The organism is Streptomyces sp. NPDC003038, from assembly GCF_040611115.1.
GTDB lineage: Bacteria > Actinomycetota > Actinomycetes > Streptomycetales > Streptomycetaceae > Streptomyces.
In genome coordinates this window covers 394,033-407,773 of sequence record NZ_JBEXNN010000001.1, presented here as the reverse complement: position 1 = coordinate 407,773, position 13,741 = coordinate 394,033, and the positions used below count along the sequence as shown (strand labels likewise).

12 protein-coding genes and 2 tRNA genes are annotated in these 13,741 nt (G+C 71.3%); 13 read left to right on the top strand and 1 reads right to left on the bottom strand.

Annotated elements, in window-relative coordinates:
• The first annotated feature begins 13 nt into the window (after nt 1-13).
• The gene (locus ABZX75_RS01920) at nt 14-1,180 is read left to right on the top strand and encodes a hypothetical protein (RefSeq protein ID WP_355406736.1); all 1,167 of its coding nucleotides are present in this window, start codon (nt 14-16) and stop codon (nt 1,178-1,180) included.
• On the opposite strand, the gene ABZX75_RS01915 is transcribed toward ABZX75_RS01920, so the two are convergent.
• The gene (locus ABZX75_RS01915; RefSeq protein WP_355406734.1) at nt 1,164-2,279 is read right to left on the bottom strand and encodes a M48 family metallopeptidase; all 1,116 of its coding nucleotides are present in this window, start codon (nt 2,277-2,279) and stop codon (nt 1,164-1,166) included. The genes ABZX75_RS01920 and ABZX75_RS01915 overlap by 17 nt on opposite strands.
• A 140-nt stretch (nt 2,280-2,419) precedes the next feature.
• Between ABZX75_RS01915 and ABZX75_RS01910 the strand changes: the two genes are divergently transcribed.
• From ABZX75_RS01910 to ABZX75_RS01855, 12 genes are all read left to right on the top strand, one after another.
• Entirely contained in the window at nt 2,420-2,587 is a 168-nt protein-coding gene (locus tag ABZX75_RS01910) for a hypothetical protein (protein ID WP_355406732.1), read from the top strand.
• A gap of 87 nt (nt 2,588-2,674) precedes the next feature.
• Nucleotides 2,675-3,292 carry a nicotinate-nucleotide adenylyltransferase gene (nadD, locus tag ABZX75_RS01905; RefSeq protein ID WP_355406730.1) on the top strand — a complete coding sequence of 206 codons (618 nt, stop codon included), beginning with the start codon at nt 2,675-2,677 and terminating at the stop codon, nt 3,290-3,292.
• 25 nt (nt 3,293-3,317) lie between these two features.
• The gene (locus tag ABZX75_RS01900) at nt 3,318-5,057 is read left to right on the top strand and encodes an LCP family protein (RefSeq protein WP_355406728.1); all 1,740 of its coding nucleotides are present in this window, start codon (nt 3,318-3,320) and stop codon (nt 5,055-5,057) included.
• A 164-nt stretch (nt 5,058-5,221) separates the two neighbouring features.
• On the top strand, nt 5,222-5,668 hold the full coding sequence (gene rsfS / locus ABZX75_RS01895; RefSeq protein ID WP_355406726.1) for a ribosome silencing factor: 447 nt from the start codon (nt 5,222-5,224) through the stop codon (nt 5,666-5,668).
• Entirely contained in the window at nt 5,665-6,321 is a 657-nt protein-coding gene (locus tag ABZX75_RS01890) for a histidine phosphatase family protein (RefSeq protein ID WP_355407019.1), read from the top strand. The genes rsfS and ABZX75_RS01890 overlap by 4 nt, the downstream gene beginning before the upstream one ends.
• Before the next feature lie 135 nt (nt 6,322-6,456).
• Nucleotides 6,457-6,529 (top strand) — tRNA-Ala (locus ABZX75_RS01885).
• Nucleotides 6,530-6,672: 143 nt separating this feature from the next.
• On the top strand, nt 6,673-6,906 hold the full coding sequence (locus ABZX75_RS01880; protein WP_007264019.1) for a hypothetical protein: 234 nt from the start codon (nt 6,673-6,675) through the stop codon (nt 6,904-6,906).
• A 160-nt stretch (nt 6,907-7,066) separates the two neighbouring features.
• A tRNA-Ala gene (locus ABZX75_RS01875) sits at nt 7,067-7,139 on the top strand.
• A gap of 367 nt (nt 7,140-7,506) precedes the next feature.
• Nucleotides 7,507-10,380 (top strand): leucine--tRNA ligase, encoded by a 2,874-nt coding sequence (gene leuS, locus ABZX75_RS01870; RefSeq protein ID WP_355406723.1) that lies wholly within the window; start codon nt 7,507-7,509, stop codon nt 10,378-10,380.
• A gap of 193 nt (nt 10,381-10,573) precedes the next feature.
• Complete coding sequence (locus ABZX75_RS01865; RefSeq protein WP_355406721.1) at nt 10,574-11,362, top strand: hypothetical protein; 789 nt, start codon at nt 10,574-10,576, stop codon at nt 11,360-11,362.
• A 352-nt stretch (nt 11,363-11,714) separates the two neighbouring features.
• On the top strand, nt 11,715-12,560 hold the full coding sequence (locus ABZX75_RS01860; protein ID WP_355406719.1) for a DegV family protein: 846 nt from the start codon (nt 11,715-11,717) through the stop codon (nt 12,558-12,560).
• A gap of 509 nt (nt 12,561-13,069) precedes the next feature.
• Nucleotides 13,070-13,720: a ComEA family DNA-binding protein gene (locus ABZX75_RS01855; protein ID WP_355406717.1), complete on the top strand. Its 651-nt coding sequence runs from the start codon at nt 13,070-13,072 to the stop codon at nt 13,718-13,720.
• The last annotated feature ends 21 nt before the right edge of the window (nt 13,721-13,741 follow it).

The window sequence follows — 13,741 nt, the reverse complement described above, 5'->3', positions numbered from 1 at the left end:
GCGGGGAGAAGCGATGGCCGTGCCAGGAGATCCACCCAACGGCACCCCCGACGGCATCGGTGGGGGCGACGACGAATTCCGGTCGGACGAGTACCGGTCGGTGGTGTTCGACGACGACTTCGTCCGGGCTGCCCGGCTCCAGGAGTTCTCCGCCGAGGAGCGCATGGGCGAACACGCCCCGGCCGTGCGCAGCCGCTCGATCTGGTCGGGCGCCGGCGGCTCCGGACCCCGCACCGGCACTCCCGGCCGGGGCGCCCGGCAGGGCATGCTGCTCGTGCTGCTCATCGCCACGGCCTTCGCCGCCGTCGTCTACATGGGGATGCGCAACCCCTACCTTCCCCCGCCCAGCGGCCACACCGAGCCGCTGGTGAGCACGGTCGTCCCGCTCGCGCCCACCGCCACCGTGCCGGGCGGACGGCCCGCGGAGCTGTACGCGAACAGCCCCGCCGCCGAGTACCGGGTCGGGGCGGCCGGAATCACCCTGCCCGCGGTGCGCCGCACCCACCACTTCACCGACGGCCAGGTCGTCACCGCGCTGTCCGTCGCCAAGGACTACCTGGTCCAGTCCTCGCTGGACCCGGACGTCCTGGCCGGCTCGGCCTCCAGGCCGGTGCGGGTCCTGCTCGATCCCGACCAGCTGGCGCAGTTCGACCGCAGCGTGGCCTCGCCCTCGGGCGACGGCCGGCACGCGGCCACCGGCTGGCTGGTCCGCTTCGACCCGGGCGTCGCCGTCGTGGCCGACTCCCGGGTCCGGGTGAACGGAACCCTCGCCTTCGAGGAGGTGGCCCGGGACGTGCTGGAGGTCACCACCGACCACACCTTCGTGTACGCCGTGCGCCCGGCGACCGGAGCCCCGGCCGCCGTCGACGGCGCCTCGCTCTTCACCGTGCGGCGCGAGCTGCGGCTGCGCTTCGACCGGGAGGACCTGGGTGCCCGGCGGGCGGAACTGGCCTCGGCCCACGTCATGGCCGGGCCGCAGGCCTGCTCCGCCGACCCCGCCGAAGGCTTCCGCCCGCTCCTGGCCGGCGCCGCTCCGACCACGGTCGGCCCGGCCGCGAGCGACCCGTACGCCGCAGGCCCCCCGCGGCGCACCGCCGGACTGTGCGGCGTACTGGCACCGCCCGCGACACCGGCGGCCACCCCGGGGCAGGACGGCGCTCCCGTCAGCCCTGGTCCGTAGCCCCTCCCTTGCCCTCGGCGCCGGCGCCCTTCCCGTTGCCCGCCCCACCGCTCCCACTCCCGCTGCCGCCCGTGCCCGCCGCTCCGGTGAACTTGTCGCGGAGCTTGCCGCCCAGGTCCCCGGCGCCGCCGGCGATGTCTCCGACCAGCTTCATCAGGGGATCCTTGCTGGTGCGCACCGAGTCGGCGTAGTGCGCGGCGGACTGCCGGAAGGAGTCGGACACCGAGGTGTCCTTGTCCTCGTCCCGCCGCGGGTAGTGGCCGTCCATGATCCGCTGGAAGTCGCGGCTCTCCGACCACTGCTTCAGCTCGGCCGCCCGCACCGTGGTGAAGGGGTGCGTACGCGGCAGGATGTTCATGATCTTCAGTACGGAGTCGCGCAGATCGCCGCTCGACTCGTACTCCTCCGCCTGGGCCAGGAAGGCGTCCACATTCATCTCGTGGAGGTGGTTGCCGCCCGCGATCTTCATCAGCCCCCGCATCGAGGCGTGCACGTCCTGCCCCACCAGCAGCCCGGCCCGGTCCGCCGACAGCTCGGACTTGCGGAACCACTCCCGCAGCGCTGTCACGATGGCCATGATCGCCATGTTGCCCAGCGGGATCCACGCCACCTTCAGCGCGAGATTCGTCAGGAACAGCAGGATCGTGCGGTACACGGAGTGCCCCGACAGCGCGTGACCCACCTCGTGGCCGACGACCGCCCGCATCTCCTCCTCGTCGAGCAGCTCCACGAGGGCCGTCGTCACGACGATGATCGGCTCGTCGAGCCCGATGCACATGGCATTCGGCTTCGGGTCCTGCTGCACGTACATCTGCGGGACCTTCTCCAGGTCCAGGATGTAACAGGCGTCGCGGAGCATCGCGTACAGATGGGGGAACTGCGCCTCGCCCACCCGCACCGAGTCCGACAGGAACAGCAGCCGCAGGCTGCGCTCCGGAAGCAGTCCGCTCAGGGCCTTGAAGACCGTGTCGAACCCGCTCAGTCTGCGCAGTGCCACGAGCGCCGAGCGGTCCGCCGGATGCTCATACGCCCGCGAGGAAATACCGGGGAACCTCCTGCGGTCCCGCGCCGGTGCCTTCTCGAATCCCGTGTCCGTCATAGCGCCTCCCCCTTGATCGACCTGACTGGCTTCACGTCCATCCTCTCCAACGTCTGAGTCGGCGTGAGCGTGCCCGGAGCCCCGGCATACGATGTGAGGGAAGTCTCCGCCCGCTCCCCGACTCGATAGGTACCTGCCTGATGAGCCTCTCCTCCACCGCCCACAACCTGGTCGTCCTCGCCTCGGAGGGGGCCGGGCAGCACGGCGGCAGCCACGACAGCCTCAACCCGTACCTGACGGGCGGCGCCGCGCTCTTCATTCTGCTGCTGATGCTGTGGGTGACCACGCGCCTGAACCGCGACCGCTAGAGAGTGCACTCTCCGTCGGTGCCGGTCTCGACCACACGCTCGAATGCGGGTCCGGGCCGCTCGACCGGGCCAGTAGGCTCTGCGCTCATGGGAGAGCAGGAAATGCCTACCGGCCCGGTCAAGCGCCGGCTCGGCGTGATGGGCGGGACATTCGACCCGATCCACCACGGACACCTGGTGGCCGCCAGCGAAGTGGCCGCCCTTTTCCACCTCGACGAGGTGGTGTTCGTGCCGACCGGCGAGCCGTGGCAGAAGTCGCAGCGGGCCGTGTCACCGGCCGAGGACCGCTACCTGATGACGGTCATCGCCACGGCGTCGAACCCCCAGTTCTCGGTGAGCCGCATCGACATCGACCGCGGCGGTCCGACGTACACGATCGACACCCTGCGGGACCTGAAGGCGCTGAACGACGACGCCGACCTGTTCTTCATCACGGGTGCTGACGCCCTCGCACAGATCCTGACCTGGCGAAACGCGGACGAGCTCTTCTCGCTCGCCCACTTCATCGGCGTCACCCGGCCGGGCCATGTGCTCACCGACGACGGGCTGCCCGAGGGCGGTGTCTCGCTGGTCGAGGTGCCCGCGCTGGCGATTTCGTCCACGGACTGCCGTGCGCGGGTCGCCGAGGGGGATCCTGTCTGGTACTTGGTGCCGGACGGCGTGGTGCGCTACATCGACAAGCGTGAGCTGTACCGGGGAGCCTGAGCTTCCGGAGAGAGGGGCCCCCGCGGTGAACGACCGACAGGAGCCGTACGACCCGTACGCCGCCCACGAGCAGCAGCTCATCGGCTATGACGAGTACGGGCGGCCGGTGTACGGCCAGGTGCCCGCGCAGCCCGGCCATCCGGCCCCGCCCGCCCCGCATCCCTCCCCGTACGAGCAGCAGTACGCCTACGACCACCAGGCGTACGGCCAGCAGCAGTACTACCCGCAGCAGAAGGCCCCCCAGGAGTACGGCCAGCAGGAGTACGGGCAGCAGGAGTACACGCAGGCCGCCGCCCAGGCCCCCGCCGGCTACGGGTACGACACGCAGCAGACCCAGCAGTGGATCCCCCAGCAGACGGCCCCCCAGCAGACGGCCCCCGAGCCGGTGGCGCCCGAGCCGGTGGCGCCCGCGCCCGCCCGGGAGCCGCAGCGCGAACCGCGGGCGGCCGCGGCCCACGTCCCCGAGCCGCGCCGGGCCGACACCGGTGCCCCGCCGGCCCCCGACTACCGCACCGAGCAGTTCGCCTTCATCGACCAGCCGGACGAGGACTCCGACGACGTCATCGACTGGCTCAAGTTCACCGAGAGCCGGACCGAGCGCCGCGAGGAGGCGCGCCGCCGCGGCCGCAGCCGCGTGGTGGCCCTGATCGTCGTCCTCGCCCTGCTCGCCGTCGGCGGCCTCGGCTACCTCTGGTACGCGGGCAAGCTGCCCTTCCTCGAAGGTCCCGGGAAGAAGGAGGCCGCCGCGGCCGACACCACCGGGGCACAGAAGCGCGACATGATCGTCGTCCACGTGCACAACACAAAGAAGGGCGGCACCTCCACGGCGCTGCTCGTCGACAACGTCACCGCCGGGCAGGGCGCCACCGTCCTGCTCCCGAACACCCTCAACGTCCCCAACTCGGACGGCACCGCCACGGCGCTCGGCAAGGCGGTCGAGGAAGGCAGCCTCGGCACCCGCGAAGCCCTGGACTCGATGCTCGGCACCCGCATCGGCGGTACCTGGCGCCTGGACACCCCCTTCCTGGAGAACCTGGTCGAGCTGGTCGGCGGCATCGAGGTCGACACCGACACCGCCGTACCGGCCGACGACGCGGTGAAGGCCCCGGCGGTGGCGCAGGGCCAGAAGCAGAGCCTCAGCGGCCCGATGGCCGTCGCGTACGCCACCCACCGCGGCCAGGGTGAGCCGGAGGCCAAGCAGCTGGAGCGCATGGGCAAGGTCCTGCACGCCGTCCTGCGCAAGGTTCCGGGCGATCCGAAGGCGGCGACCATGACGGTCGAGAGCATGGGCCAGATCCTCGACCCGGCCCTGAACGCGCAGGCGCTCGGCTCCCTGCTGGCCAAGCTGGGCGAGCACGCCAAGGTGGGGGCGTACCGCACCGACGTCCTCGCGGTGAAGCCGGACGGCACCCTCACGGACGACGCCAACAAGAAGGTCGTCAAGGAGGTGCTCGGCGGCTCCGCCACGGCGGCGCAGGCCGGTGCCATGCCGCGCGTCGGGCTCAAGGACGCCACCGGCGACGAGAAGACGCAGGTCGCGGCGAAGGCGGCGCTGCTCAACGGCGGATACACCTTCGTGGACGGCGGCAAGGCCGACAAGACCGCCGCCGCCTCGCAGATCACCTACCAGGACGACGCCCAGCGGGACAGGGCCGTCGAGGTCGCCAAGACGCTGGGGCTGCCCGAGACGGTGGTGAAGAAGGCCGAGAACGCGGTCAACGCGGACATCGTGGTGATCCTGGGCAAGGACTACAAACCGTCCTGAACCGGCTGCGATCCGGTCCGGATCCGGGCCCTGACCAGGCCCGGACCGGTTCCGGACTCGGCCCGGCGGGGTGGTTTCGCCCGCGCGGGACGTTCCGCGCGGGCGGTGTCGGCGGTACATGAGACCCTTGTAAGGATCTGCCCGCCAACCCGAAAGCATGGCCAGTGACCGCCACGGACCGCTCCATCGAGCTCATCACCGCCGCCGCCCAGGCCGCGGCCGACCGGCTCGCGCACGACATCATCGCGTACGACGTCAGCGACGTGCTGTCGATCACCGATGCCTTCCTGCTCGCCTCGGCGCCCAACGACCGTCAGGTCAAGTCGATCGTCGACGAGATCGAGGAGCGCCTCCTCAAGGAGCTCGGCACCAAGCCGGTGCGCCGCGAGGGCGACCGCGACGCCCGCTGGATCCTGCTCGACTACGTCGACATCGTCGTCCATGTCCAGCACAGCGAGGAGCGGGTCTTCTACGCGCTGGAGCGCCTGTGGAAGGACTGCCCCGAGATCGACCTCCCCGAGGACGCCAAGCTCACCAGGGGCAAGGCAGAGGAGCACGCCAAGCTGCGCGAGGCGGCGGGCGACGACGAGCTGGACGGTGATCTGTTCTGAGCGCGACCGACACGGGCAAGACCTCCAGGAAGATCGTCCTCTGGCGGCACGGCCAGACCTCGTGGAACCTGGAGCGACGCTTCCAGGGCTCCACGGACATCGAGCTGACCGAGAACGGTGTGGCGCAGGCGCGCCGCGCCGCCCGGCTGCTCGCCTCGCTGAAGCCGGACGCCATCGTGGCCTCCGACCTGCGGCGGGCCTCCGCCACGGCCGCCGAGCTGGCCGCCATCACGGGCCTGTCCGTGCGGCACGACCCGGCGCTGCGCGAGACGTACGCGGGTGAGTGGCAGGGCCTCACGCACGACGAGATCCTGGGGAAGTACGGAGAGCAGTACGCCGCGTGGAAGCGCGGCGAGCCGGTCCGCCGCGGCGGCGGTGAGCTGGAGACCGAAGTCGCCGACCGGGCCGCGCCGGTGGTGCTGGAGCACGCCGGCCGCCTCCCGCGGGACGGCACGCTCGTCGTGGTCAGCCACGGCGGCACCATCCGTACGACCATCGGCCGGCTGCTGGGCCTGGACTCGTACTACTGGGAGGGCCTGGGCGGGCTCTCCAACTGCTGCTGGTCCGTTCTCGGCGAGGGCGCACGCGGCTGGCGTCTGATGGAGCACAACGCCGGCACGCTGCCGGAACCGGTGCTCGGCGACGACGACTGAGCACGCACCCGCCGGGCACCCGCCGGGCCCCTGCCGGGGCTCCGACCCGGATTTCACTTTCCGGCTGGTCACAGGCTAGAGTTCTTCTTGTTCGCAGCGCGGAACACCGGAAACGGGGGGAGCGCGGCGGAGAGCGGGGCTATAGCTCAGTTGGTAGAGCGCCTGCATGGCATGCAGGAGGTCAGGAGTTCAATTCTCCTTAGCTCCACAATCAGGATCCCGTCCCCAACAGGGGGCGGGGTCCTTGTTTTTGTACCCTTTGCGCTTGCTGACCGGGCTGGTACCGGCATGGCAGAATCGAACCGCCGGAGGGGGAGTCGACGGCCCGACGCGGGAGGGAGTCGCTGACGGATGGGTGCACACCGGCGACGGTGCGACTGGTGCAACAACGGGACACCGATCGTGCGGGACATGGAGCCCGTCAACCCCGACTACCAGTACTGGTGCGAGGAATGCGCGCGGGCGCTGATCATAAAAGGCGACCCGATCGAGACGTACCGAGAGCTGGAGGGGGAGCCGATCTACGGACGGCTGCTCGACGAGCACTGCACGCTCAAGCGGTTCTACCAGTTCGCGAGGGCGTGACCAGGCGGGCCGGATCCCATCGGATCGGTCACATCGCATCACACCGGACATGGCCCGCGGTCGACGGAAATCGATTTTTGGACCAGGGCCATGACCGTGTAATGTTTGGGACGTCGCCAGGGGGAACCGGAAACGGTAACCGGGGCGGCAGGCAGGACGAGGGGCTATAGCTCAGTTGGTAGAGCGCCTGCATGGCATGCAGGAGGTCAGGAGTTCAATTCTCCTTAGCTCCACAGTGAAGAGGCGGGCCACCCGGATCGGGTGGCCCGCTTCTCGTCGTGCGCGCGCCGGTGGTCCGGGGCGTGGGCGGGGCGGGGGTCGGGCGTGGGTCGGGGCCGGTGGTCCGGTCCGGGGCCGCGTCACCGGTTCCGCGTCACCGGCCGGCGCCGGGTGCCCGCCGTTCGGAACGCCTGAGCGCCCGTAGGGGCCGCTGCGGTACCCTGACGCCATGCGTGCCGTACGCCTTCTGCTTACCGAGCCGCGCTGATCAGTGCCGATCCCGAGACGGTCGGCATCGGCGCGGCGTCCCCTCCTGTGCGAGGGGTTTTTTCGTTTGGGCAGGCAGAGACGGCAGAGACGATCGATGGAGCTTCAGAAATCATGAGCGAGACGAACACCTCGGCCCCCGAGGCGGCCGAGGCGCACCGTTACACGGCTGCCATGGCCGCCGACATCGAGGCACGCTGGCAGGACGTATGGGACGCCCGGGGCACCTACGAGGCCCCGAACCCCACCGGTGACCTGGCCGGGGACCCGGCCGTGGTCGCGCGCCCCAAGAAGTTCATCATGGACATGTTCCCGTACCCGTCCGGCGCGGGCCTGCACGTCGGCCACCCGCTCGGCTACATCGCCACCGACGTCTACGCCCGTCACCAGCGGATGACCGGCCACAACGTCCTGCACACCCTGGGCTTCGACGCCTTCGGCCTGCCGGCCGAGCAGTACGCCGTGCAGACCGGCACGCACCCGCGCGTATCGACCGAGGCGAACATCGAGAACATGAAGGTCCAGCTGCGCCGGCTGGGTCTGGGCCACGACCGGCGCCGGTCGTTCGCGACGATCGACCCGGACTACTACAAGTGGACCCAGTGGATCTTCCTGCAGATCTACAACTCGTGGTACGACGCCGACGCGCAGAAGGCCCGGCCGATCGCCGAGCTGGTCGCCGCCTTCGAGGACGGCTCGCGGGAGGTGCCCGGAGGCCGTCCGTGGGGCGAGCTGACCGCGGGGGAGCGCGCCGACGTGCTGAACGGCGTCCGGCTGGCGTACGCCTCGGACGCGCCCGTGAACTGGTGCCCGGGGCTGGGCACCGTACTGGCCAACGAAGAGGTCACCTCCGACGGCCGGTCCGAGCGCGGCAACTTCCCGGTCTTCAAGGCCAAGCTGAGCCAGTGGAACATGCGGATCACCGCATACGCCGACCGGCTGCTGGACGACCTGGACGCGCTGGACTGGCCCGAGGCCATTAAGCTGCAGCAGCGGAACTGGATCGGCCGCAGCGAGGGCGCGCGCGTCGACTTCGCGGTCGGCGACGCCGGTGCGATCACCGTGTTCACCACCCGCCCGGACACCCTGTTCGGCGCCACCTACATGGTGCTGGCGCCCGAGCACGAGCTGGTCGACCCCATCGTCCCGGCGGAATGGCCCGAGGGCACCCACGCCGTGTGGACCGGAGGCCACGCCACCCCGGCCGAGGCCGTGCAGGAGTACCGCAAGCAGGCAGCCTCGAAGTCGGACGTCGAGCGGCAGGCCGAGGCCAAGGACAAGACCGGTGTCTTCACCGGCGCGTACGCGACCAACCCGGTCAGCGGCGAGCAGGTGCCGGTGTTCATCGCCGACTACGTGCTGATGGGTTACGGCACCGGCGCGATCATGGCCGTCCCGGCGCACGACAGCCGCGACTTCGAGTTCGCGCGCGCCTTCGAGCTGCCGATGCGGTGTGTGGTGGCCCCCACCGACGGCCGGGGCACCGACCCGGCCACGTGGGACGCGGCGTTCGTCGCCCACGACGCCGTCCTGGTCAACTCGATCGGGGACGGCATCTCGCTGGACGGCCTCGACGTGGGCGAGGCCAAGGCCGCCATCACGGCGTGGCTGGAGGCGCGGCGGATCGGCGAGGGGACGGTCAACTTCCGGCTGCGCGACTGGCTGTTCAGCCGTCAGCGGTACTGGGGCGAGCCCTTCCCGATCGTCTACGACGAGGACGGCGTCGCACACGCGCTGCCCGAGTCGATGCTGCCGCTGGAGCTGCCGGAGGTCGAGGACTACTCGCCGCGCACCTTCGAGCCGGACGACGCCACGTCGAAGCCCGAGACGCCGCTGTCGCGCAACGAGGCGTGGGTGCACGTGGAGCTGGACCTGGGCGACGGCTCCGGGGTCAAGCGCTACCGCCGCGAGACCAACACCATGCCCAACTGGGCCGGTTCCTGCTGGTACGAGCTGCGTTACCTGGACCCGCACAACGCCGAGGCGCTGGTCGACCCGGCAATCGAGCAGTACTGGATGGGCCCGCGCGAGAGCGCGCCGCACGGCGGCGTGGACCTGTACGTGGGCGGCGCCGAGCACGCGGTGCTGCACCTGCTGTACGCGCGCTTCTGGTCGAAGGTGCTCTTCGACCTGGGACACGTCTCCTCGGCCGAGCCGTTCCACAAACTGTTCAACCAGGGCATGATCCAGGCGTACGCCTACACCGACTCGCGCGGTGTCTACGTACCGGCGGCCGAGGTCGAGGAGCGCGACGGCGGCTACTTCTACCAGGGCGAGCCGGTCAAGCGTGAGCACGGCAAGATGGGCAAGTCCCTGAAGAACGCGGTCACCCCGGACGAGATCTGCGAGGAGTACGGCGCGGACACGCTGCGCCTGTACGAGATGGCGATGGGGCCGCTGGACGTCTCGCGCCCGTGGGACACCAGGGCCGTGGTCGGCCAGTACCGGCTGCTGCAGCGCCTGTGGCGCAACATCGTCGACGAGGAGACGGGCGAGGTGACGGTCGTCGACGCCGAGCCCGGCGAGGACACCCTGCGCGCGCTGCACAAGGCGATCGACGGGGCCGGCTCGGACCTGACGGGGCTGCGCTTCAACACCGCCATCGCGAAGATCACGGAGCTGAACAACACTCTGACGAAGGCGGGCCGCCCGCTGGAGCGCTCGGTCGCCGAACGGCTGGTGCTGCTGGTCGCCCCGCTGGCCCCGCACATCGCTGAGGAGCTGTGGCACCGCCTGGGGCACAGCGAATCGGTGGTCCACCAGGACTTCCCGGTCGCGGACCCGGCGTACGTCGTGGACGAGAGCGTGACGTGCGTGGTGCAGGTCAAGGGCAAGGTCAAGGCGCGGCTGGAGGTTTCGCCGACGATCTCGGAGGCGGAGCTGGAGCGGCTGGCGGTGAGCGATGAGGGTGTGGTCGCGGCGCTGGGCGGTGCGCAGATCCGCAAGGTGATCGTGCGCGCGCCGAAGCTGGTCAACATCGTCATCTGACGCCGTCCGGGGATGCCGACCGGGGACGTCGTCCCCTGTGTCGTCTCCTACAGGTCCTACAGGTCCTATAGGTCCTATAGGGGAGATCCCGTACGGGCAGGTTGGGGGTTCGATTGGAACCCCCAGCCTGCCCGCGGCGTTTACGGTGGAGGGTAAGAACAAAGAGCTGCTGGGGACTGGGGAAGGGACACTCATGGAGGCCGCGCTGATCGTCTTCGCGCTGATGATGCTTTTCGCCTTCCTGGGCCTGGGCGTGTTCGTGACCGTCAAGGTGGTGGGGGCGGCGAAGCGCGGGGTGGACCGTACGATCACGCAGGCCCGCCGGACGGTGGAGGACACGACCCTGCGGGCCAAGAGCTTCGGCCAGGTCGGGGTCTCGGGGGCGCTGGCGCAGCTGCGGCTCGACCTGCGGACATCGATGCGGGCCACGCAGCAGGCGCTGTACGCGGGGGTCCAGATGGACGCCTCGCTGAAGGAATCGATCGGGCTGTTCGAGCGGCTGAGCGCGCACGGGTACGAACTGGACGACGAGCTCAAGCGGCTGGAGCAGGAGCCGGACCGCAAGCGGATCGCGGACAGCCTGCCCGACCTGCGGGAACGGGCGGGCAAGATCACACAGGCCGCGGACTCGCTGCGCTGGGCCGCGCGCGACCGGGCCCGCCGTTTCGCCGCCGACGACCTGTCCGCGCTCTCGTCCGAGATCGAGCTCGAGTCCGGCGCGCTGCGGGACTGGTCCCGCGAGTCGGTGGACGAGCTTTCGGCGGCGGCCGCGGCCTGGGACGCGGCGCAGGCGGACACCGCGGGTACGACGCCGGGACCGGCCTCGGCACCTACGTCGGCACAGACTTCGGCACCTACTTCGGCGGGGTCTCCCGCTCAGGGTGGCTGGGGCGCGCAGCCGCAGCCGGCGGCGCTGAATCCGGCTGCCCCGGCGGCCCCGTACCCGTGGCAGAAGGCGCGGCGGCCGGAGAACACGACCTGAGCCGCGGCGGGCCCTGCTTCGGCTCCCGTTTCTGCCGCTGCTTCGCGCTGTTTCCCGCTGCCTGGGCTGCTTGGGCTGCTTGCGCTGCCTCCGCTGCCCCTGCTGTCCCCGGTCCTCGCTGATTCCGCTGTTCCGCTGTTCTGCTGTTTCCGCCCCTGCTCACGGTCGTGCGCGCGGGGGCGGGGGCTCGCGCGGGTGCGGGGGCCGCGGTGTCGGTGGTGGTCGTCATCGCGGACGGGGCGCGCCGGCACGGTCCTACCGCAGGGCGCGGCGCAGCGCGGCGACCCGGTCGACAGCCCCGGGAAGGGCCCCAGGCTGCAGGCCCACCCACACTGCCGGTACCCTCCGGCTCATGCCCCGCCATGTCGCGATCGTCACTGATTCCACGGCCTACCTGCCCCCACTGGCCATGGCGCGGCACGGAATCACCTCCGTCCCGCTCACCGTGGTGCTCGGCGGCGAGGCACTCGAAGAGGGCACCGAGATCTCGGCGCGCAGCCTCGCCCTGGCGTTGCAGAAGCGCCGCTCGGTCACCACCTCACGCCCCAGCCCGGAGGAGTTCGTCCGGGCCTATCAGGCGGCTGCGGACGCCGGCGCGACCGGCATCGTCAGCCTCCATCTCTCCGCCGAGTTCTCCGGTACCTATGACGCCGCGGTCGTCGCTTCCAGAACCGCGCCCGTCCCCGTCCGCGTCGTCGACACCGGCATGGTGGCGATGGCCCTCGGTTTCTGCGCGCTGGCCGCCGCCGAGGCCGCCGAAGCGGACGGTTCCGTCGACGAGGCAGTGGCCGCCGCCGAGAAGCGGGCGTCGGACATGTCCGCGTACTTCTACGTCGACACCCTCGACTACCTTCGCCGGGGAGGCCGGATCGGGGCCGCGCAGGCGCTCCTCGGCTCGGCCCTGGCAGTCAAGCCGCTGCTGACGCTGGACGGGGGGCGGATCGAGATGCTGGAGAAGGTACGCACGGCCTCCAAGGCCATCGCCCGGCTGGAGGAACTGGCCGTCGAGCGCGCCGGGACGGCCAAGGTCGACGTGGCGGTGCACCACCTGGCGGCGCCGGAGCGGGCCGAGAAGCTCGCGCAGCGGCTCCGCGAGCGCATCCCCGGGCTGGTCGAGATGCACGTCAGTGAGGTCGGCGCGGTGATCGGCGCGCACACGGGGCCGGGCCTGCTGGCAGCGGTCGTCTCGCCCCGCTGATCACCGGAACGGGTGACTGGATTATCCACAAGCGGCCTGGTTTCCACAGGAATTGACGGTTCCGAACGGCTGGCGGGATTCGTCCCTACCGTCGTGGCATGACTCTTCGAACTCTTCGAACGCGTACGTCGCATCCGTCCGGCGCCACCAGTGGCCCGGGCCGCCCCAGCCACTCCGACAGCCGTCTGCGGCACCGCCGCGGCAACCGGCGCCGTCACCCTCACCCGGATCCCGACGCGGTGCACCGTCGGGCGGAGGTCCTTCTGGGTGGCAGCAGCCCGCCGCCGGTCCCGCCGGTCCCGCAAGGCCCACAGGCCCCACAGGCCCCACAGGCCCCGCAGGTCCTGCGAGGCCGGGAGGTCTCGCAAGGCCCACAGGCCCCGCTGGTTCCGCCCGCGCCTGAGCCGGTGGATCCCGGAAGCGGGCCCGGGGGCCGGTCGCGGACGGCGGTCGGGACCCCGCCCGATGAGGGGGCCGAGGCGGCTTCCGGGGCGATGCGGAGGCTGGCCGTGCGGGAGCGGTTGCCGGTGTGGCTCCAGGCCTGCTGCGGGGTGGAGCCGCGCACCGTGGCCGCGGTGGCGGTGGTCCTGGTCGCGGCGGTCGGCTTCGCCGCGCAGCAGTACTGGTCGGCCCGGCCGCATCCGGTGACCGCGCCCGCCGTGGTCGCCCCGGGGACGGCGACGGCCATGACCCCGGCTCCGGCAGGCCCCGCCGCTCCGCCCCTCCTCTCCGGCGGCACCGGGACGCGGATCGTCGTGGACGTCAGCGGCAAGGTCCGGGACCCCGGGGTGCGGAGGCTGCCCGCCGGCTCGCGGGTGGAGGACGCGTTGACCGCCGCGGGGGGAGTACGGCCCGGCACGGACACCACCGGGTTGAACCGGGCCCGGGTGCTGGTGGACGGCGAGCAGGTGCTGGTGGGAGCCCCGGTGCAGCCGCCGGCGGCCGGGGGTGGCCCGGGCCCGAGTCCCGGCCCGCTCAGCCTCGGCTCCGCCACGGTCGCGCAGTTGGACGGTCTGCCGGGTGTGGGGCCGGTGCTGGCGCAGCACATCGTGGACTTTCGCACCGCCCGCGGGGGGTTCCGTTCCGTGGAGGAGCTCCGGCAGGTCAACGGCATCGGTGAGCGGCGCTTCGCCGACCTGCGCACGCTGGTGCGGCCGTGAACCGGCCCGAGGGGCCGGGTC

Coding starts and splice junctions, on each gene's coding strand:
- ABZX75_RS01920 (WP_355406736.1), top strand. CDS start 14: ATGGCCGTGCCAGGAGATCCACCCAACGGCACCCCCGACGGCATCGGT.
- ABZX75_RS01915 (WP_355406734.1), bottom strand. CDS start 2,279: ATGACGGACACGGGATTCGAGAAGGCACCGGCGCGGGACCGCAGGAGG.
- ABZX75_RS01910 (WP_355406732.1), top strand. CDS start 2,420: ATGAGCCTCTCCTCCACCGCCCACAACCTGGTCGTCCTCGCCTCGGAG.
- nadD (WP_355406730.1), top strand. CDS start 2,675: ATGGGAGAGCAGGAAATGCCTACCGGCCCGGTCAAGCGCCGGCTCGGC.
- ABZX75_RS01880 (WP_007264019.1), top strand. CDS start 6,673: ATGGGTGCACACCGGCGACGGTGCGACTGGTGCAACAACGGGACACCG.
- leuS (WP_355406723.1), top strand. CDS start 7,507: ATGAGCGAGACGAACACCTCGGCCCCCGAGGCGGCCGAGGCGCACCGT.
- ABZX75_RS01865 (WP_355406721.1), top strand. CDS start 10,574: ATGGAGGCCGCGCTGATCGTCTTCGCGCTGATGATGCTTTTCGCCTTC.
- ABZX75_RS01860 (WP_355406719.1), top strand. CDS start 11,715: ATGCCCCGCCATGTCGCGATCGTCACTGATTCCACGGCCTACCTGCCC.